Here is a 22,444-nt window from a genome sequence, read left to right as displayed (position 1 = left end):
ACAAAGCCCCCCATTACGTGAATAGCCATATTTTCCTCCCAATCGTGCAGGCTTTCGGCCGGTCACGCCACATTTTAAGTAAGCATTTAATCAATTCTTCAATACACTTGTCACCGCCGCCCTTTTCGCAATACGGTGTTACTAGCACTCTGTCACATACCCAGTTCGTTAGCTCCAAGAGATCAATGTCGCAGTAATCCCAGCTGTAGCCGTTTCCGAGTTCCGTGAATACCCACTTAAACTCATGAGCCCCTTTTGGAACCGGGTAAGAAACATCATAGAAGCCGCCTGGTGAGGTGTACGTGTCGAACAAAACATCATCTACGAAAAACTCAAGTTTTCCTTGGAATGGATCGGGAATCAAAGCCCAAATTTCAAAAGCTTTGAAATCGACGAGTTTGAAGGTTGTAAGATATTGTTTTCCGGTTACCGCACTAATTTGACCACCCTGTTCCGTTTCGACCTCAACTCTGTACTTAGAATAGGGTGAAAAGGGTAGTTTACTAACATCGAACGAATGTAGTCCTTCCCCCATAAAGTCCTGGCTGTATACCAAGGTACCTGCATCATTGTAAACTTTGATATGCATCTTACTCGTGTAGCAGCCGCCCATCCAAATGGGCTTGTGGTTGGTCGCTTGGAAAGACGAAATTTGAGCATATGACGGTTCAATAATACTTTTGTCCTTTAGTTTGAAATTTCCTTTATATAGAGAAGCCCTGTCACCGCTGCACCCTGCCAAAAAGGTCATAGTAATCTCATATTCTTGCGTGGTTGTGGTATTATTCATCAGGTTGATCTTAACCGGTTGCTGACCCGGTGTACTGTAGATATTATGTGATAGCAGACTCCCACCTCTGGTAACTCTTACATCAAGCCCCGTACCAGGACAAATTGGCTTATTGGACTCATATAACTTAATGACGTCAACCCAGCAGGAAGAGTCGGCTTTAGGGAGAGAATGAGTCGAAGGAGGCGTAGGCGGGGGGTACGGACTGCTACCTGGCAGGTAGTACTTACCGTTACGGTCACGGCAGTAATCGTCCCAAGTTTCTAAAAAGCGACCGTTCTTAAGCTGCATCGTCCCTCCATTATCATATAGCCCTCCTTTTGTTCCTTTCCCCTGGAGTAGGGTATAGCGAACTTGGTAGGCGTGCCCTGGCTGCATGTTCATTTTGTCAAAGGAGACTGCTACGCTCCGGCTGTTCGCTCCATTTGTTCCATAAGTATGGGAATCAATGATGGACCAATCTGAAACGTCGATTAGATCGACTTTCACCTCTGTGTCATCCCAGGTGTTGTAGATAACTGTAGGGGCTGTAGTGACATTAACACGTACATTTTTAAATGCCGCATAATAGTATCTTCGCTTAGCATCAACGTCGTAATCACGAACGGCATCGTACAATTTAAAATAGATGTAGTATTTGCCCGGGGAAACTTTAATCTTTCTAGAGCAATCCTTCGCCTGACTCCAGTTGTTAATGCTTTCGGGAAAACGCTCTGTCCCCACATTTTCAGCAATATGGAAATTAATTTCAATTCCCTCGTCAAATCCTCCTACTTCAGGGACAATGTAAGCAGAGAACTCCCCCCGGTGATCTGTATTGAGGCCAGACATATTCCGCCCATTTTTATCATCATCAATTTTTATGCCAGTAGGATCGACCAGGTAGGTAAGATATTTAAAGTCCAATTCTATCGTCCCATGTGTATAGAATGATTCAGAAGCCCAGCCAGCAACATTAAGAAAATCCATCTGCTTTAGGGTAATGTAGTAATATTCTTTGCTCTCATCTAAAATTCCATTTATCGGCGAGAGTTTAACTGTAACCGGTTTTTTCTGACTTGCTTGGGGGATTGCAGTACCCGCCATAATAGTAAGGGACTCATCGAATTTAACTTCAGCAAAGTTATTGAAGGAGATATTTCGTGTAATAGTTCCCCCGTTGGTCCCCGAGGCCTGTGAAAAAGCCCCCGGATTAAAGTTTGTACCTCCACTTCTCAGCCGAGTGTGGCGGTCTGTCAACAAAGTCCAATCGCTCTGGCTGTAACCTACTGGCTGGCTAAAGACTCCCGCGGGATAGCGTACCTCTCCGCTATCCACCTCTCCTCCTCCAGTATTTGGGTCGGTATACACTGTCCCCCCCAAATCTTTATATATCCATTTGTAGATATGATCTCCTGCACTAACAGGAACCCTGACTTTGGTTCCTTTACTACTGCTATCGGAATGAGAGTCAGCCCAAACTGTAGCGCCATCAATGACTAAGATGAGGTTTTCCTTAGGTCCAAACATCCCTCCGTATTCAAACTCAACAAATCCGTCATTCGAAAGAGGGACACCGGATAAAGTGATGGTATTCTCGGTACCGTCCTTACCCTCAACCTTGTATACGCCATCCCCCTGAGGTGGACTCAGGATGTCCTGCCACTCCCAATTCGGAGTCATTGTAATGTGTGAATCGTAGCTGCCATCTGTCTTATTAAACAACTCTTTAAAGACCTCACTGCTTGCGCTTGCATTTACCGGAGCAGAAAGCCGAAGCAACTCTTCCACATAAAAGGAAGCACCCGGGTTAAGCTTGACCATATAGCTAATGCGGCTTCCATTTTGATCTGTAGATGCTCCTGCATTACTCATCTCCCAATCTCTAACTATCGTAAACCCGCTCCTGAAAGGGCCTGTGGTAGTAAAAGGATCGCCCTTTGTTGCCGATCCATAGCTATAGTCCCGCCCGATGATAGATGTGATGCCTTCCTCGGTGTACTCATCTGTTAATCTGAAGGAAACTATATGCGATCCGGGCTTTAGGGGAATAAGAATGTTATTCCCAGAGTTGATGTTCCCGGATTCAAAAACAATCTCGCCATCAACTAGCGCTTCCAATCGCTCCGAAGGACGCAGGGAGTGGTCAAAACTAAACTCAAACCAACCATCGTCCTCCAAATACACATTCGTCTGTATCTGCCCGCTGCCTTCTGTAGGGTTATCAATGCGATAGCTGCCATCAAGAGCTTGCCAATGAAGATTCCCCGTCTGATTCCATCCTGTACCTCCCAAAGTCTGTACTAGACTGTCCTCATAATGGTCTATCTCCAAAGGAGGACAGAACATTTCCACTGCTCCTATAGTATTTACAGTACATTTATCACCAACAATTAATGAGTAGATAATTTTAGCCTGGTTAGTCTGAGTGGAGGAGCTTGTTCCATCAAGCACCCACTCGTCACCGTGCTCAGCTTGAACTGAGCTTCCATGTTTCCCTTGGGACATCTGTATACGATCCTGTAAGTTGTCCGAAAACATCCCGAAGCTCTCACTCTCCAGCCCAGGCTGCCCGGAGTTCATAAGGTACGTAAAACGGACAACACCGTCACATTCATTATCGAGATGATAGCGTAGAGTTCGAGCTCGTTGTTCATCTATGACTACACCATTAAAATGAGTTCTTACGACACTGCTCTTGGAGTTTGTGATCCAGTCAAATCCGGGTATGCCGTAAGCATCTGAATCAAGGGTATCGAAGTCTGGCGGAGTCTCCCCGCCTAGGCTGCGAATGACCTCAATACATTTGACATCTTTAATATAGACAGCATTTTGCCCGAAATTTTCACCCACTTGACTTCGTACTAACCAGTCGAACTTATACGTTTGTCCAGGAGCCACATTAAATTTCACTTCCTGCCACCCGGCCCCGGCAGACCATTCCCCACCCACCTGGTTGTTATTGATGAAAAAATTCAGACCGTTCCCATTGGCTGCACTTGCCCAGTACTTAAAAGAAATATAACCCATGCGCTTCCAGCGCCAGTTGAACGTGATCTTAGAGGAGTTGCCCGGCAGCAATTTTGCCAGAGACAATTTCATAATATTTTCATTGCCTGTCATTTCATTAGCACCAACAGCGTGAATAATCTCCCATTCCTGATCTTCCACGGAAGAAACATATCGAAATAGGCCATGAAAGTCATCGGACTTAGGAAGAGCTGTCATGTCAAATAGTGTCCGCTCTACATCCTTGCCATCAAAGTGGTTTAAATAATCTGCCTTGAAGGGGAAGTAAAACGGGGCCGGGCATGTAGGGAGACTCACATTGTGGGCAAGCTCAGGGTCCTGCGCTTCCTCTAATATGTGCCTTATGCAGTCTTTAATTAACAATAAAGCCCGCTGGTAGTCACTCCGGTTGGGGTCAACCTGCTGTTTTACCCACCACGCAAGCCGTCTATACATATTCCAAAGGGCCTCCCGGCAGCGGACAGTGGAATACCAGGACTTATCCCGTAAGTATTGCTCGATAATCTGATCTATGACAGATTCCAGAGAATCCAGATTTATTGTCTGCCAGCGCCCAATTTTGCCTTTGCCTTCATCACCGAGAGCTGGATTGGTATACCCTGGCTCCCGTTGGTCCACTCTGGGTCTGTTAGGGCTGGCTGGATGATCCGGATGGTTCGGGTCTGTCTCGTCATTCACGAGAGTCGCCCGCATACGGCCGAACACAACTTCACCTTGTGCTTTTGTAAAGATACCAAACGTTGATTTCAAAGTTTCCACCTCTAATCTGTAAAGTCGTACTGAAGACGCCCATTAACAAGGAGTTTAATGCGATTACTTATAACCGACACCTGCAGTTGGTACCATTTCCCTTGTACCCAGCTGAAAGCGTTCATCGGGGAACCCAGCATTTCGGTCTTACCTCCCCGAACCCTGAAGAGCTGCATTGGATGCAACATGCCTAGCGTATCGCCCGAATCGCCTCCGTGAATCATGAACATGTAATAGTTCTGCGGGTCTGTATACCGAAATAAAATGCCTGCTCCATCGTCGCCCGTTGCCTCATTGACTTTGAAGCTCACCTCGAACACATAATCCCCGTGCTTGAAGTCGTTGCGATAGAATCCAGTGACTCCTGGGTTTGCGTTAACACAATAGAACTCTCCAAGGTCCTTATCCCTGCGCCAGTTCTCTTGGTGCTCATTATCCATCCGTATCCAGTCATCTTGACCAAGCATGAGCTGATCTCTTTCCTCAGTCCAAGGGTAGTAATCGTTGAACGGATTATGCGGGTCGTAGTCTTCAGGTACTCCGAAGCCCCCCTCCCAATCTTCCGGGTTCATCCCGTCTTCGATAATATCGTCTCTATAATCAAAGCTCAGACCTTGGCCCATTTCAGTGATCCGGTCCAAAAATGCTTTCTTAATTTGTTCCGTGGCATTCAAGGGCTCATCCATAAGAGCGTCATGCCCGCGCTTCTTGGCTGCAATGTAGTCAAGCATTATGGACTCAGCAAGTTCTTTATCTGCTAGAATACCCTCGATAATTTGAACCGCACCCGGGAGTTTTGATCCAATGAAATCAAGATTGAGATAGGTTGGCTGTGGTTCTGGCTGCCCAGATATGCCTTTCTCATCGAGATCTCCTTCTCTGTTCATTCCTCTGTTCCCTAAGACGTCTTCCTCTTCCGTGAAATCTGCATAACTTGGCTGCCGGTCACCTGTCAGTTCAGGACTGCTTACGGCAGCTTCGCGCCCTAACCCTTTATAAGCCAGGATGCTCTCCACAAGCAGCGCAGCTTTATTCGGGTCTGTAGCAAACATGCCTTCTGAGATAATGGCCTGCTCCAGAGCAAGCTTGGCATAATTGGACCACTCTATTTCTGGAATAAAACCTTTTCGGACACCAGCTTCCCCAAGGAAATACACGTCCGCGATGTGCCCCGCACGCGCACCTCCTGCACCGAATACAAATTCTGTGGAAAGCTCAGCAATTCGCTTCTTAATCAAAGCCTCGTAATCCCCGCCAGCAACTAAGGAGGCTCTTCCCTCTCTCTCCGCTAAAGGATTGTCGATCATCTCAAATCCTCTGACAGGGGGTTCAGCTTCCGTTCCCATACCCATTGCTGCCGGTCGCTCCGGCTCTTGGGCCTGTATACTACCACTGCTGTCAATCTCTGCTGAGTGGTTGGTCGGTTTAGTTGCCTCAGTACTTTCAGGTATAAAAGATTCGTCTGGCTCAAAATATCCCAGGGGGTTCTCAATCTGTAGAACCGTTGGACGGAATACATCATCTGCCAGAATGTCCTTGCCAACATATGACGGCTTCGATTCTTCAAAAGCTGACATACTAACAGAGAATACTGACGGTTTCCCCTCTTCGATACCTGTCAGTCCCTCAGGGAGAATTGAGGGCTTTGCTTCCTGCTCAGCCATCGGCCTGTCAGATGAAATAACGGATGGTTTTGCTTCCTGCTCAGCAACCGGCCTGTCAGAGGAAATAACGGATGGTTTTGCTTCTTCATAAGCCACCGGCTCCTCCGTGAACATGGAACTTTCGCTAAGGGTTTCCCTACTGGATTCCCAGCCAAATGTCAACAGAGATGGCTTGGACTCCTGAAACCCCACAATACCGCTCTCAATCAGCGACTCCAGACGCGCTTTTGCGCCTACAATAAACTCTTCAATGAACCCTCCAAGCGCCTGTTTTTCGGCCAGGATATCGAATATTTCAATAAGGGAAGGTGTCAAATTATCCCGAATCCCTACGAGAACATCATCCATCAACTCAGCAGGGAACTCTTTATTAGCGTAGATAACTTCGAGTATATAGGCAGGCATCTCACGGATAATGTGTGCCACAACCATTTTCTCGATCAGAAGAGCTCCCAGTCCCTCATTCTCTCTAACTGCGGCAAAGACCTCTTCAGTTAAACCCTCCCGAGATTTTTTGACCTCAGCGGTAAGAGCCTCTTCCATAAGCCCCCGCAGTTCAATAAGCTGCTTTGTGCCCAGCCAATCCTCCCCTATGGATGACTCTAAAGGAAAGTGCCCTTGGCTGAGCAGCATCTCCTCCTCAGACAGAGCAAAACGCGAGAGGACGTTTCCGTCGATTAATTCATCAATCACAGAATCCTTTGGCCTCATATCCGATTCAACGGAGCTGTCCAAATAAGCCCGCTGCTTGCTCTCTCTCTGTGCCTGCTTGATGTAATCCAGGTACATCTCCTTGGCTTCCATACGTGTCGCTTGCGAGTTCCAAGAAATGAAGGTCTGCTTAGGGGTGCGGGAACTGCCCTCCACAACATTACGAGGTACATATATCATCTTCTCTTTGGCACGGCTTCCCTCCAAGCGCTCCCTTCCAATAAACAAATCACGCTTTCCTTTAACTCCACCGTCCATTAGAGAACGGATCACCCAAGTATCTGTCTTTACATCCCGGGTAGCCAGACTGAAATTCCGCTCAATATAGCTGTCTACCTCATGTTCACGGCGACCCCAGAGAACTTCCCGCAGAATGCTATTCTCCAATGACTTGGGCATAAATTTCTGAATAATCCGTTCGCCTTTTAACTCATTTTTGACGATCCAAAGGTGTTTTCCTCGGGTAATTACTCTTTGAGCGTTGATGTTAGCCTTTATAATGTCTGATGCCATAAGCTTCTGTCGGAACCCTAGACTCTGCTGGCTAATAACGGTTGTCTGGTTGCCCTTTCTCCCCGCCTTGTAAATACCGCTTAAATGTGTGTCCCACTCCAAGTCACGGATTGCCTGCAGCATAGCTATGAGGTGTGAAGGATACTGTCTCGCCTTCAGCTTGGCCCGGGTAATACTCCTGTCGATGAACAGCAGTTGCGAGGATAGCTTTTTTGCCCTAATGATCTTTTGTAATACACCGTTTTGGTCGGCCTTCCTTGCACCTTCCAATTGTGCTCCCAGCAACACAGGCGCAATAATTTTCCGTTCACCAAGAACATTACTGAGGTTTATCCATGCTTCGGCCACGCTATTTCGGGAAGCCAAGAAACCTCGCCCTATGGAACTGCGCAAGTATCTCTCGGGAGTTTGTCCCCATACATGTTCCTGGATAACAGATGTTTGATGTCTATTCATCATTCGATTTGCTAGAATTGATGTCCATGGAATTACTGCCTCTTCTGTGCTTATGCGGGACGCAAATAAGTTTTCCTTAGGATGTAGTATGTTGACGATACGCTCCCGATGGCCATGAATACCTCCGCCCACTAAGGCATCTGCATTAGAAATACGGTGCCCGTCTCCACCCTTTTGAATAGAGAGATCCGAAGTCACAATACGCTGCGCGGAATCCGCCACGTCAATGAATAGTTGCTGTTCCTTCATTCGATATGCCAAATCGTTAAGTCGCAGATTATTCAAGTTTCGCGCCACATTCTTAGATATGTGTACTTCGCGGAATACCCGCGTCGGCTGATTGATTGTACGGAACGAGCCATCAATGTCTACATTATGATACTGTCCTTGCTTTTCAACTCTAATCGTTCCCTTTTCTTCTTCCATTTCCAATCCATAAAACTGAGGACGGATCGCTAACGGCACCAGATCAGCGCTGACCCCAACGGCTACCGAACGGGTTGCTTCGTGTACGCTCTGATCAACTTGTCCGTCGAAATTGTAGGGACGTACAGCGTCGAGTAATGTAGGCTGAGTTCCGACCCTACCTAGATTCACGGCATCTATTTCCTGGCCTAATCCTGCTGACCGTTTGGGTTCATCTGCCAAGAGGATGATACCTTCTTCAGCAGACAACTCCTGCTGCACTGCCTGTATGAGAGCACTATTCAATTCCGCAGGCAATTCCTTCATGGATGCAACTAGGTACTCTAGCATGACAACACTGGGGTACTTGGAGTAAGGAATATATACCAGGCGGTAGCTTCTTGATACCGGAGCAAGCATGGCAACCTTCAGGAAATACCCTGTACTGGATACGTGGAAATCTACAAGTTTGAAGTTATACTGGCTACTTGCCTTCAATGGGCACACCTCCACCTATGAAAAAAAGGGACTTCGCGGAATACCGAAGTCCCCAGGTCTTTATACGACTCGGAAATATGATTGTTTAGTACCGTACTTCTTTGAGAATCGCAATGCCCATTTTTACGTTAGCCGAACGATTCATGAAGTTCTGTTCAGTATTATGGTCAAAATAGCGGTACACTTCCTGCTTCCAGGCTTTACCTTCCGTTTTTTCTGGAATATCCACAATAAGTTCATCCAAATGGAGAATGTTGTTTTTCGATACTGCAATACAGGAATCAAGCTGGCCGCGATATCCATCGTAAGCATGGACAACGTAAATCGGAGAAAGGTGGTATTTACGAGTCCATGAGCTGGCATTAAACCCTTGCGGCTCCAGAAGCAATCCTGTGTCACCGATTTGGGTGTCGACAAAAGCTTTTCCTGTAGTAGGAGCCTGCGTAATAAAGGCCGGATAGTGTTTTTGGAACTTGATTCCGGATTTTGTTTGGAACATTTGAAGTGTATTGTTACCGAATGAGGTATATTGACCAAAATCAAATCCAGCCATTGGGGTCGTTGGCTCAACTTTTACCGCTCCTGCTGTAACCATAATATTTCCGCTTACATCGTCTTGGTTGTACTGGAACGGTTTCAGAGCACCAACATATAGAAACGACTTACGGTAATCGTCAAAGTGAACCGCCGGATCACCAACAACGACAAGCGCTAAGCGATTGTTCATCACGTTCATATAGAGGTATACAGGCTTTGTAATCGTACGGTCGGTTGGCTTTCCACCTACCAAGAAGGCTTCATTGGCCCATTCAAAGTTAATAGGATGACCTTCATTAGCATAGCTGTTTTTCGTTTCGTTCCAGCCCTCCTTCACCTGAACAGTCAAGGAACTGTGTTCGCTTGCTGTGGTGAATCCTTGGTGAGTAAAGACGACGTGAAACTTTTTCGTGGTTGCTCCAATCTTACTCGTGCCTTCCAGGGTGAGCTCTTTAATTTTTCCAGAGGCGGTATCAACCACTTCTTTGGCCACAACCCAGGTATTTGCTGTAGGGGTTTCTCCTGCTGTGGCATTGTGAGGATAGTTGGTAATTGTAGTGATTTCTGTTTTAAGGGTATCCAGAAGCTCCTGAGATGTAGTAATTTTTTCAATGTACGCAAAATTTGCCATTGGGGATGGTTCCTCCTTGGTAATGGGGATTCTGTTACTGGGGAATAGGGAGATGGACAGCCAGTTCTTATCTGATTTCTTTTAAAAGGGCTACAGAACACTCATCAGGATTCGCAGAGGATTTAAGGAAATTCACATCGGACTTCACGCTAAAGAACTTGTAGACTTCAGTCCATGTCCCTTTAGAATGATCTTCCGGGTCCTTCCACTCCTCAGTATCTACAACAAGCTCATCCATATTAATCAGATTATGATCGTTGATAGCTACTACACCTTCGAGATAACCCCGGTACCCTTCGTACTGATGAACCAGATAGATGGGGCTGGCGTGATATCTGTCCGTCCAAGCTGAAGCTTGGAAGCCGCTCTTCTCTATAATTAGAGTAGACAGTTCTGGTGGAATAGTACCAACACCGCTATAGTTCGGAAGTTGCGTAATAAATGCGGGATAGTAAGCCTGGAATAAGACACTGGATCGCGTGCGGAGCATTGAAACAGAGGTCATGCCATTGGAGGTATACCGTCCATATCCTGCGTAGATCGTATTTTTATCAGGTTTGATATTTTCGGGGAGGAAGCCTGTTCGGTCTGCTGTCAGTTGGCCCATACCTACGGTAATGCCGAAATTGCCTGTATGATCGTAATCTGCGAAGGGGGTGATCTTGCCAAGATAACCAAAAGTCCGGTAATAAGCATCCATATCAGGGGCGGGGTCCCCTTCCAACACAAGGGACACTCTATTATTATTAATAGACAGCCAGTAACCGACCCAGTAGTCAGCACGCCTCTTTTTGTTGGAAAGCCAGGTAACCGTTGAATCCGCACCATAGAAGAAGTGGGCAGGAGGGCTGACTACTGGAATATTCCCGTCCATTACCCAGGACACCGTAGGAGGCTGAAACCTGGACTTGTTCATCGGGTCTGTCTGAAGCAAATACTGCTTCTCCGCTTCCTTTTGATTAATTATTGTGGGAGTGCCGCCCACTTTCACTGTACTTATGTCGCAAGCCTTGATATAGGTTGATTCAGACTCGCCACCCGCAGCCACCCCACTAAACCCCTCACCTTGAGATACGTTGAAGTAATTATACTGGCCCATTGGGGCTTGCAGCATGATATAGAAGGTCGCAGGGGATACGCCAGCAGGAACATCCGGTACTGATTTTAGTACCACCACATCATCGGCAGTATTTGTGACATCTGCTGTGTAGAAGGCTTCAGTAAAGGTGTACGGAGCCCCCGCGCCCATTGTTGTGTTTGCCCAGTAAGTGTTTGAGCCGTTTGAGTATGAACTGTAATACACATTGACTGTTCCATTTTTCAGGAGATAGGTCCAGTCATCCGGCATTTTACAAACAAGCTGAAACTCATTCCACTCGGAATCAGATACAGGATTACCTCCCTCTAAGGGTAGCTTTTTTTGCGTGACAACCCACGCCTGTTTCTCATAAAGTCTGTTTTCAGGGTCATCCACTAATACTGCAAGTGCATTAGGCACAAGAATAGTATTCCCGTCCACCGTAAAAGTGTTTACTTGAAACTTTCTTCCTGTCTTTACATTTGCTGTGCTGTTTTGAACAGTCTCGTATACAAATCCATTGTCATCTACCAGTTGGACGGGGGTACCTGAGTTGGTTATGGTTAAGCCAAGGTTGTTTTTTAGTTTAATGACCGGGTATTGTTTTCCGTTTGTGTGTTTGTATAGCCCAGCCACTCCGTCTCTGGAGTTCTTCTTGTAGGTCACCCACTTCGTAGACTTGGACTCCAGCACCTTTTCCCAGCGATTGTTCACGTTGTCTGGCAATTTCGCTCCAACAATCTCATCTGCTACAGCGAAGATAATATCTTTGGCCTGAGCTTCTCCCTCAACCCAAGCAACTCTATTACTTGGCATCTTACACACCCCTCCTTATTTACGCAAAAACTTCACGTTGTACCATACTTGCTTCGCGGAGCCGCTGAGATTGTGGTACTCGAACTTGATCTCGGCGTTGTCCGGGAGTGGATAGACGATCCCGAAGGAGTTGCCCATGGATACACTCTCCGGCAGCTCCTTGGTGTAAACTGTCTCGCATATCTTATCTCCGTTGACAGTCAGCTCCCAGAAATCTCCGATGCAATATTCACTAGCCGCAAAGGCCACGGACAGAAACTCTGTTGCATAAGGAAGACTGTACGTGTCCTCATAGATTTTCGCCACACCCGTCACATCAATCATTCTCCCGCGTACAAAGGGCCGGGTGAATTTACTAAAGTGCGGATAAGGCAGCTCGCGGACTTTATCAATCGTGCCTCCTGCCGGGTGTGTGATTTGAAAAGACATTCTGCTTCACCCCCTCCTATATACGAGTTAAGGTTGTCCCTTTTAAGAGTCCGCTTTCCTCATCATAGTTTAGACCGATAATTATATTCTCTAGCGTTGCCCCCGCCGGATTCTTGCGGACCACGTTCACTGCCCCCAGCCGCCAGACCGTGTAGTACTCCCAGTCCGCATGCTCCGAGTCCACGTTAACAGGAACCCCGGCCATATCATCACCGCACCCAAACGTCATATAAATATCAGTAACATACCCTGATTCATAGAGCATGTGCGCCCCGGTAACCTTCTCAGCGTCAAGAGGATGTTCTCTGATCAGCAGGACAGAAGGAGTGCCTGCAAACGGATCGGCAGCCGTTGTATTTGTAGCAGCCTTCTTTGTCTCCGCCTTAATCAGATCCATAATGGGGTAAATTAAATAGTCATTGGCTACACCGGCCATTAGAGAATAGCCCCCTCTCCACTCGACCAGGTTAGGTCGATGATTTGCAAATAACCATTCTCGACGGAGAACGATGATCTGATCCCTTTAATAGTGTAGACACTTCTTGTCGTTGTATTGCGGTCGGAGATGTATACTCTATCCATTACTTCCAGTGCAGGATTTCCCGGAACAGAAATTTGGAGGGTACGGCATATACATTTATTGTCAAAGAAAAATCTTTCGGCAATCTTACGCTTCTCCGCCTCACTTTTGGCATACGGAACATTAAGGACCGCAGTTCGGACCTCACCCTTGAGTTCCAGCAGAATTTCCGTGTCTACAAAGTGCATATATTTCCCTTCATCATCAAACACAGCAAGATGGCTGCGGCCCCGGCTCCAGTCGGTAGACTTCTCCAAGGAAACCAGGTTGTCATATTCGGTGAACTGTCCGGCGATGGGTTTGTTCATATTAATCATTTCCAGGCGATATGTTCCGTATCGGTCACAGTAAGAACGATAGTTGGTATCCTTGGTAATTTCAGAAATGGCATCCCCAGCTTTGCTCTCGAAGGCCTCGAACTCCTTGCCATACTCCTCTATATAAGGGTTTAACCAGCCATTCGGTGTCAAGACAGCATTAATGTCCACCTCTTCAAACTCGCCTTCCTTATTCGGGACAGCACGAATAACTTTACCAGAAGCTTGGCTAGTACTGATGAAATACGATTCCTCAATCACATAATCAGGGTAGTGGAGATCATTTGGAGCTTGACGCCAGCCGGTCATTCCAGCGGAAACAATCAGATCTGTCACGACTGCGGATTTCAGCCATGCGGCCTTTAGATCATCTGGTCCCGTACCTGTTGCTGCAGTTGTGGAAGACGTTGTCTGCGGATATGGCGGTATATCAGCAAAGGGTGAAGGGTCGGCCACATAACTCTGGTAGATACTCCATACCGGATTTGGCCAGTTCGTGTCTTTAGACCATTGATAGCTTCCCTTGTCTCCTCCCCGCCAGAAGTATTCCACATCTTCGAGCGAGTTGATCCGCCAGCTCCGGCTCTTTAACGCCTCTGCGTAGCGTTTGGCTCCAAAATACAGTTGCTTGTTAATCCCCGCATATTCCGGTTGTTTGGCTGAGCCACTGGGCACACCATATCCCAGGATATAGCCTCCACTGGACTCCCGGCCCGCTCCTGTCGTACCCATATTCGTTTCATGCTTTGCAATAGCCAGCAAGAAGAGGTAATCTACAGCAGCTCCCTTGAAGTTGGGGTGTTTGGCATTGTACTTAGCCCTCGCCACAATTTCTTCGAAGCGGGAACCACTGTATCCGTCGGTCACACTGCCTGCGTCTGTTACTTTCGTTTCCGTTTTTTTAGTGTCCAGCACACTCACCTTGGGATAGGCTTTATCCTCCAGCAGCACATGATTCAGCACTTTTTTATACATATCCCTGCATGTAATGGTCAGTTGATGGTCTTCTGCCACGCCATCTACTTTGTCAATAAGCCCTGTAAATACACGAATAAAATTCTGACCATACCCGTAATAAATACGCACTGGCGTATTCTCGGAAAGAACGCCTACATGATAACCATTAATATAGTAGCTCCAAGGGGACTCCTGATACATTTCAGGGAAATAGAAAGGGTTATAGTCGGGGGAATAGTATCCATCGGGGTTCGAAATGACAATTCGGGCTTCATGCGACTCCATCTCAAGCTGATCATCTATATCAACCGAAATAATATTGTCCAGAACCAGTGTATCCATATACACGAACTGGCCCACCTGCAAGGAGTTCTCTTTCTTCACTTCATTGAACACAATAGACTCGATTTCAGCGGTCTCATAGTATCCGTTTTTCTGCGCAGGATCAGCAGCGGACAGCTTATCCGTGTTCACCCCGCCATCCACTTCATTAATCCTTATATCATTCAGGCCCAGCTTGCAGCTGACCCCGCCATACCATAGAACCTCGACTTTGATGGTGTATGTTCCTGCTGGAAAGGGGACATCTTCAACAGATTCTATAGAACTCCCGGCATCGAATTTCTTAACCTTCACCTGCAGCTGAGTATTGAAATAAATATTGAGCTCGAGACCTTCCGCCACATTGCTGAAATACCCGACTTTTAGAAGGCAATCCTTTGCCGATTCAAACTCGATGTCGAACGAGCATGAACGCGGTGCATTCACCTTCTTGGCTACAAAATCGTAAACCAAGTAACTGTCATAACTTGGCCTTTGCATATACTGTATAGAACTTAGGTTAACCGCATCGGGGCTTATATTTTTAATCCCCGGGACGGTAATCCATTGTTTATCCTTAAATTGCTGATTGAACACCTGCGCCCCTACGGTTCCTTTAATCGTTGCTCCGTTGGTAAGGCCTCCACCTGTATTCGTTGAGGAAGTGAACATTTTGGAGGTGCCTTCCAGGTATGGCTGCGGATTCTTAGGATCATTATTTACTCTGATTTCAAAATGGAGATGAGCCCCCTTGCCTTTCGAACGGTCCGAGTTAGGATCCTCATAAGTGCCTTCAACATCCTTTCCTCCGGACATCACATGTCCCGTATTCCCGGAAAGCCCAATCGTATCGCCCTGCTGGACTACGCTGCCTACCTGGATAAGGATCTGACTAAGGTGGGCGTACCGGGTCATTACGCCATTGTCATGCTGCACATCAATATAATAGCCATATCCGGTATAGGGTTTGTTATGATTGGTTGCTGACACACGTCCAGACCATACTACGACAACCGTCTCTCCCACGGATACGCCTATATCAATGCCGGTATGCATTTTCCCATTTCTCATGCCGAATTTACTGGTGATGTCGTCCGGGGAGAAAGACCCCCGTGATGGAACTGGCGGCACTATAGCCTGATAGTTCACCAGCGTTTGTCCCGCTGATCCCTCTTCAATGAACGTCTGCTGAAGACTCACTTCTTTTGAGGCCTCTCCGGTCACAAAGGAAATCTCTTCTGTTCGTCCAGGAATAAAGGCCATGCGGTCTACTTCAACCCGGCACACGGGTTTCGCATATTCTCCGAGCTTTAAACGATCAGCCAGAAGCTTTTGCATTTCTTCGGTCACATACTGCATCCTTATCCCCCTTACTCATTTAAAACGTTCAATGCACCATTTTCTGAACCGGTTAAGAAATGTTACAGCCTGGGCCCGGTTTAAGAGTGTGGATGGCAGAAAATAAGGCTTCTTCTGTCCTTCGGAAACCGCATCCATCGGTGTGTACATGTTATCCACTACAGGATTTCCATTCACAAACCGGGAGAGCTCATAGCCTTCAATCAAATACCGGCCATCCTGAAAGGTTTCACCTTCCATAGAAAGCACCGGCTCCGCCCACCAGGCCCCATTCGGTACCCGTCCATCTACGGTGATTGTCTCTTTAGTTTCATTGTTATATAGTGCGGTAAGTGTACCCACATCCAGAAATCTAGTAGATACCTTTTTTTCGTAGTAAAAATATAAAGTAGTGCCTGCTGGCTGCGGGTTCACAAAAGTAATGGTATGGTTGTCTGTCTCTTGATAGTTCACATCTTTAGTGAGCTGTACACCATTACGTTTGACCTTCAGCAGCCCCTGGCCTGCCGGGTACGTGCCATTCAACCGGAAGCGCCGCTGCCCCTCCTCGGCATACATGTATTGATCCAGCTTGGCGGTTGGGGCATCAATATCACTAAATCGGCTATACAGCGTCTTGCGCACTCTATCGATTAAAGTGAAAGCCTCTCCCCGGGTAATGTATGCATTGGGGAAGAAACGGTCATTACGCCAAGTCATTCCGGCTGTCGCCTTGAACTCTCCACCCTTCAGCTGGTAGTACCCGTCTTTAAAAACAATATAGTTAAATTTGCAGGTCACACCATTCAGATTATAGGGAAGATAGATACAGGCATTGGGGGCGGGGGATACCATATAGGAATCCGTTTTGTTCCCAAGGTATTTGGCGACAAGCGCGCTGGGTACACTTACACCCCACAGATCTTCGTCAATTACAATTCGCTTCAAGGGTCGGCCGAACGCATAACAATATTCCTGATAGCTTCTGTTGAACGGGTCCCAGACGTAATCATCCCCATTATCCAGCACATGCTTCGGATGTCCGAACCCTGACCAGCTTGCCGGGTCCTGCGGACGGCCAAAACGGTCTGTAAGAACTTTCCCCTGGCTGACAAATGACACGATAGACCCTTTGCGCGGGGCACTATAGAATTCAATCAGAGTCGATGTTGCCGAAGGATTGCTTACCTTCTTATATACGGTCTGCACACCATCTACATATACAAATAGTGGATTTGCCGGAGTGGGGACGATTTTCTTCGAGAGCGTAAATTGCTTTTTCCCCTCTGAACCGCTCTGCTCTTCGTACAAATAGGGGGCGTCAGCCATAAACATTCCATACTCAATCCCGGAAATCATAGGATTCCCATCTTCCAGATCAATCCCGGATGCTTCCATAACCTCGTTGTAAAACCAATCATTTGGGGTAACATCTACCCAAGTCGCCATCTCAGCTCACCTCACTTATAGTATAGAACGGAAAAGAGAATAGCCTGCAGGCTACTCTCTCAACATCCGTTCGACAAACCGCCGGGTCCGGTTTAAAAAGGAAACAAATTCTGCCCGGGTAATATATCCGTTCGGCCTGAAGTAGAGAACCGGAGTACCGTCTGCTTGTACCACCGTAACTAGCCCGGCGTCAGCCATTTCTTCTATCTCCGTTTCGGCCCAGTGACCCTCAGTATCCTGATATTCAAAACGGTGCTTCTTGTCATACCCATCCTTCTTGATCAGCACTAGCTCAATCACGCACTTATATCCCCTGTTGCAGTCTTGATTACTGTCCAAACCATTATTGAGCCATACTGGCGAGGGGTTGATGCTTTCCAGCGATCCCAAATACAGAACCCCGCGTTCATCATAAAACTTGTGGGTCCAGCCGCAGTAGGTAAGGTAATTACTGTAAGCCTCTTTATCTTTGAAGAGCAGGCTGAGCTGAACCTTGTAGCTAGAAATGCCCATCTGGTGAAAATGGCTCGGAGCATTTATGATCTTGATCTCTTTTAGCGATAATTGCGGACTTGGCGGGGCATAGGGTTCCACGATCTTAGCGTCTACTTCTGTGAAATTCAGTCCTGATTCTACGAACAACCGCTTCTTATAGCGATCATTTGCTGTTCCAAAAGGATACTGAGCAGGCATTGCCTCTCCCCCTATCTATGATTGTATTGCATCCCTGTCTTTACCTGCTGCGAGAGCTCGCGAGAGACATTGACGTTGGTATTCTTAACGATGTCTGCCACCTGATTGCCTACAGCCGTCCAATCCTGCTGTCCGCTGACATTCGCCTGAATGGTGACATTCACATCTCCAGAACCAAAGGATACCTGCTTGGCTGTCCCCTCACTCACCTTCATTTCGTAATAACTCATGGCCTGTACACCATCTGGAAGATTGAATGTGGATTTCCCTTGCAGCAGGCTATTTTTAATGTCTACCAGGTTATTCTTCTGCTGAACCTCCAGCTCCTTAATTTGCTCCAGTATTTTATTACGCTGAGTTTCGTTATCCTTATTTTTATCCAGCAGGGCATGCAAATCGCCTAGTGTGATACCAATCCGCGAGTTAATATCCTGAGACATCGCGTTCTGAATCTGTTTGACACCATTTGAGTCTTCTCTAGCGCCTGAAAGAATAGCATCACTTCTCTTCATGCTCCAGTCCGCATTTGAAATCTTTAAGTCATGATTAAGCTGCCCCATGATGTCATTGAACTCACTATCAGCGCTCATCTGATAGTCTTGAAGTTTCAGTGAAGAGATCTGTCCCTGTATATTAGCAATCTGGGCATCTATTTCGTTATAAGAATCTGAACCCACTGGCTGCCGGTCGCGTTTGGCGATTAAACCCTCGTCAATGATTTTCCCGTCCGCATTTTTCGTTCCATTTAGGATACCGTCCAGCATTTCAATATTCTTTTTAAAGTAAGTTTCGAAGAGGGCCCGCATTTCAGCGGAATCCTCGCGAACGCCGGACATGACAAGCTTGGCATAGCTTTCATCATGGGTTGCCTGAATTTTTGCGGTTTCGTTTTGCTGGAGACTCATCGTTCTGGACATCATCGATTGTGCGTCCTCATATCTGACAGCTTGATTCCGATCAGAATAATCTATATCGCCTTTCTTACTATCTACATTCGAATCAAGCGGATTATCCGCCTCCTTTGGTTTTTCCTCAACCTTTTTAGTTACTTTCTCAGAGTCTGCATTCCCTTTAAACTTTTGCTCCAGCGCTTTAGTAAGATCTTTGCCTTTTTTCCCGCTAAACGAAATTTTCAGAGCGTCCGCATATTCCGTCCATTTAACCCCGGTGCCACCGAAGATTTGATTAATCCCGCCTCGAATACCGCCATCCAGAATCATTTCACCAATACCAAAAGCTTTCGTCAAAAAATTACCGTCGCCGATTGCCTGGGCCTTCTTCTGCAGATCAACCCGCCCGCTTGCATCTTGCTTTGCTCTTTCTTCTTTAGTCATGCTGAGTGGAGCGACAACATCACTATAAAAGTCCATTCCTGTTTCAACTACTGAAATCAATGGAACCTTCTTCAGCCCGATCTTCAGCCCCTTCCCCACCGTTGAAGCAAGCTTTCCAAACTTTCCGGCTTTAGAGAATAGCTTTCCGGCTCCTCTGGTCAGGCCTGCTAGCTTTGCACCGATTCCTCTCCTGCCACCGCCAGAACCGCTTCTTCTACTTCCTCTACTACCTCTATTTGAGCCACCAGAGCCGCTTCTTCTGCCCCCTCTACCATCCTCATCCGAGCCACTAGAACCGCTTCTTCTCCCCCTGCTATCATCCTCATCCGAGCCACCTGAGCCGCTTCTTCTGCCTCCGCTACCATCCTCATCCGAGCCGCCAGAGCCGCTTCTTCTGCCTCCGCTATCATCTTCATCCGAGCCACTCGAGTCACTTCTTCTGCTACCGCTATCTTCCTCATCCGAGCCACTCGGGTCACTTCTTCTGCCACCGCTATCTTCCTCATCCGAGCCACTCGAGTCACTTCTTCTGCTACCGCTATCTTCCTCATCCGAGCCGCCAGAGCCGCTTCTTCTACCCGTTCTATCGTCGCCGTCCGCTCCATTAGCACTATCTTCATCCTTGTCCTTATACCAATCATCGGTGAAGAATTCCCGGATTTCCTTTGCTATTTCATAGGCAGATTTTTTGTCTTTGTCTTTGTCTTTGTCTTTGTCTTTGTCTTTGTTTTCGGAGACAGGCTTGCCTTCAGGTCCAGTTGCCTGTTTATGGATAATTTCTAAATTTTGCATTCGAGTGGCATGCTCTAGCCGGGCTAAAGCATTTATATATTTTTGAATATCACCTGTATCTTGGAACTCTTTATTAAGCTGTACCATGTCATTAATGAACTGCTTGATGCGTTGATCTGAATGCCCTGCACTGGAACTAACATGCCTCAGCTCTTCTTCAAATTTCTGGGCATTCATGGTCCCGCTGACAAACCCTCCGGATATCCTTGCAATTGTGTTAACCAGCAAATCTCCATCCAGCCTGTCAACCCTCATGGCGGTGTCCAGCAGTTCCATCCGGGTGTTTACGGAGTCGGCCTGACGCTCCATCTCTTTCATTTGGCGAATAAGTATTGTCAGTGTACGTTCCAAGTGCTGTGCTTCTAAGTCCAGTCTTGGATCAACCGATTGAGCCCACACGAGACTCCGCCGGGTCTGATTGATATCCCATTGCTTTTTGTTCATCTGGCGGTTGACGTCCACATGCTCTTCGGAACCATATTTACCACTGCGTTCGATCTCAACACGCTGTAGTTTAAGCTGTTCATACTCCTCACGCTGCGTGCCAAGCTTGTCGTTTAAGTGACCGACACTCAGAACGCTGCGCTTACTGTTTACGAGATCGAGCCGTTTTTGTACAGCCGTAATGTGATTTTGCTGATCGGCCTTCGGAGCCTGCTGAGCAGCAAATCCCTGCCCACCCTTCCCGAGACTTGTAATCTCCTCAGAAGAATGTCCGGCATGGCTGCGGATCACATCTAAAAAAGCAATAACCCTCAAGCTTACGATTTGGAACTCTTTCATCAGATGATCGAATATCCCTTGTGTCGAAACCTCCCACATCGTCTTCAGCTTCTGCTCCTGGAATTCATAGGTCAGCATACTCTCTGCAAGCATCTGATTGGATTGATCCGCTGTCCATTGCTTGTCCTGCAATTTCTCTGCAAACTTTGCAGCACCACCCTCTGCCTGGACACTTGGGGCTTTATTGACCCGCGCCATGTCCTCTAATAGAGCCGTAGCTGCACCGAAGTCATTCCCTAATTTGCTGGTATAGTTCTGTTGAACATAATTCAGGTCATTAGCATCGAGTCTATCCATGACATCTGTAATCGCAAACAGCATATCCATTCCAGATTTTTGTGGCTTCCCCCTTTCCCCATTCACATCTTGGCTTCTATTCCAGGGATCGAGAGTCTTAAACCCCGTCCGCTGAGACATCTCTTCAAATTTCTTGGAGGCAGGATCATCCAGTGGGGCTAGCATATTCATAAAGAACGCCTCCCCTGGATCTCCTGTCCTGCTTAGGATTGAGGGGTACATGGAAGACACAGCAATAGATTGGGCCATCGTCTGCCGCTTATCCTCGTCAGATCCATTGAATGCAGGGACGATATTTGCAGATTTTTGCATTTCGAGCAGATCACTTATTTGGGTAAAAGCTAATTTTGAACCCGCAACCATCATATTGGCAGCATCTTCAACACCTGCTGCGTTAAGTCCCCACTTGGCAGCTATAGAAGCAAGACCACTTGCGGACTGCTGGGTATCCATGCCCCCAATATTTTTCAGTTTGGCAGCCTGAGCTGCAATCTGCTGTGCTTCAAGCGGATCGGTTGCAGCCGTAGACGCATACCGGTAGGCCGCAGCGGCATCTTCCACAGGCAGTCCATAGGCAAGTGCCATATTTTGAACCGGCTTCTCTGGTGAATTTAGCCCCCCCCTATCCTTCATCTTAAAGTTTGAAGCTGCCTGTGCCATTTGATATTCAAACGATTTATTGGCTTCATACCCCATAGAGAGCAACAGAGATGCACCATTGTCAAACGAATCCCCCAGGATATTTTGCATAGCGTTCATAACAGCGGACATTAATTTTTGGCTTTGGTCAGCCAGGATCTTCACGGCAGTGTTCAGCTCACCGCTCATGTATTCAGGTTTCCGCTGTGGTCCCAAGGAATCCCGCCCGGACTGAGGGTAACCGCCTAGCTGAATGTCAGCAGCATCGTTACCGAAGCTCACCGGCACAGCTTGCAGCTCGTTCAATGCTTTGGCAAGCTCGGTAAATTGAATGTCCAGCAGCATTCTGACCTTATCCGTGAGGGTTTGTTGCAGAGCTTCCATCTTCCGGGCCAGAAAAACAGCCGGGGAGTCATCTGATGCAGTCTCAACACCGTTTATGCTGCTACTCATCCCCTTTATCCTATCCACCATTGCTTCCAGTCTGCGGCCGACGATATCTACTGCTCCCGCTTCCTTCGAGATATCGCCCAAAGAAGCAATGAGTGCATCCACTTGCTCAGCAAATGAGGCGGTTTGCCTTGCAAGAGAATCCATTTTGAGCAGAATCTCGGCTTCTAACGAATTACTTTGCTCCTGATCATGATCAGATGCCAT

The 22,444-nt window shown here is 47.2% G+C and carries 10 protein-coding genes; all 10 read right to left on the bottom strand.

The window, feature by feature from the left end:
* Window positions 1-13: 13 nt before the first annotated feature.
* The 10 genes from ACTJKB_RS28315 to ACTJKB_RS28270 all read right to left on the bottom strand — a co-directional run bounded on the left by ACTJKB_RS28315 (window position 14) and on the right by ACTJKB_RS28270 (window position 22,444).
* Complete coding sequence (locus ACTJKB_RS28315; protein WP_440837637.1) at window positions 14-4,549, bottom strand: hypothetical protein; 4,536 nt, start codon at window positions 4,547-4,549, stop codon at window positions 14-16.
* 11 nt (window positions 4,550-4,560) lie between these two features.
* Entirely contained in the window at window positions 4,561-8,718 is a 4,158-nt protein-coding gene (locus ACTJKB_RS28310; protein ID WP_440837636.1) for a family 16 glycoside hydrolase, read from the bottom strand.
* A gap of 163 nt (window positions 8,719-8,881) precedes the next feature.
* On the bottom strand, window positions 8,882-9,964 hold the full coding sequence (locus tag ACTJKB_RS28305) for a hypothetical protein (protein ID WP_440837635.1): 1,083 nt from the start codon (window positions 9,962-9,964) through the stop codon (window positions 8,882-8,884).
* Window positions 9,965-10,031: 67 nt separating this feature from the next.
* Window positions 10,032-11,858, bottom strand: coding sequence for a hypothetical protein (locus ACTJKB_RS28300; RefSeq protein WP_440837634.1), 1,827 nt, complete (start codon window positions 11,856-11,858; stop codon window positions 10,032-10,034).
* 15 nt (window positions 11,859-11,873) lie between these two features.
* Window positions 11,874-12,287, bottom strand: a complete 414-nt coding sequence (locus ACTJKB_RS28295) for a hypothetical protein (protein WP_074083696.1) — start codon at window positions 12,285-12,287, stop codon at window positions 11,874-11,876.
* A 16-nt stretch (window positions 12,288-12,303) separates the two neighbouring features.
* On the bottom strand, window positions 12,304-12,723 hold the full coding sequence (locus ACTJKB_RS28290; protein WP_440837633.1) for a hypothetical protein: 420 nt from the start codon (window positions 12,721-12,723) through the stop codon (window positions 12,304-12,306).
* Complete coding sequence (locus ACTJKB_RS28285) at window positions 12,723-15,821, bottom strand: M23 family metallopeptidase (protein ID WP_440837632.1); 3,099 nt, start codon at window positions 15,819-15,821, stop codon at window positions 12,723-12,725. The genes ACTJKB_RS28290 and ACTJKB_RS28285 overlap by 1 nt, the downstream gene beginning before the upstream one ends.
* A gap of 15 nt (window positions 15,822-15,836) precedes the next feature.
* Window positions 15,837-17,249, bottom strand: coding sequence for a hypothetical protein (locus tag ACTJKB_RS28280; protein ID WP_440837631.1), 1,413 nt, complete (start codon window positions 17,247-17,249; stop codon window positions 15,837-15,839).
* A 51-nt stretch (window positions 17,250-17,300) separates the two neighbouring features.
* Window positions 17,301-17,942, bottom strand: a complete 642-nt coding sequence (locus tag ACTJKB_RS28275; RefSeq protein WP_440837630.1) for an S-layer homology domain-containing protein — start codon at window positions 17,940-17,942, stop codon at window positions 17,301-17,303.
* Between the two features lie 11 nt (window positions 17,943-17,953).
* On the bottom strand, window positions 17,954-22,444 hold the full coding sequence (locus ACTJKB_RS28270; RefSeq protein WP_440837629.1) for a hypothetical protein: 4,491 nt from the start codon (window positions 22,442-22,444) through the stop codon (window positions 17,954-17,956).

Source organism: Paenibacillus sp. 22594, assembly GCF_052044425.1.
Lineage (GTDB): Bacteria > Bacillota > Bacilli > Paenibacillales > Paenibacillaceae > Paenibacillus_AQ.
This window is presented reverse-complemented; position numbering and strand designations above follow the sequence as displayed.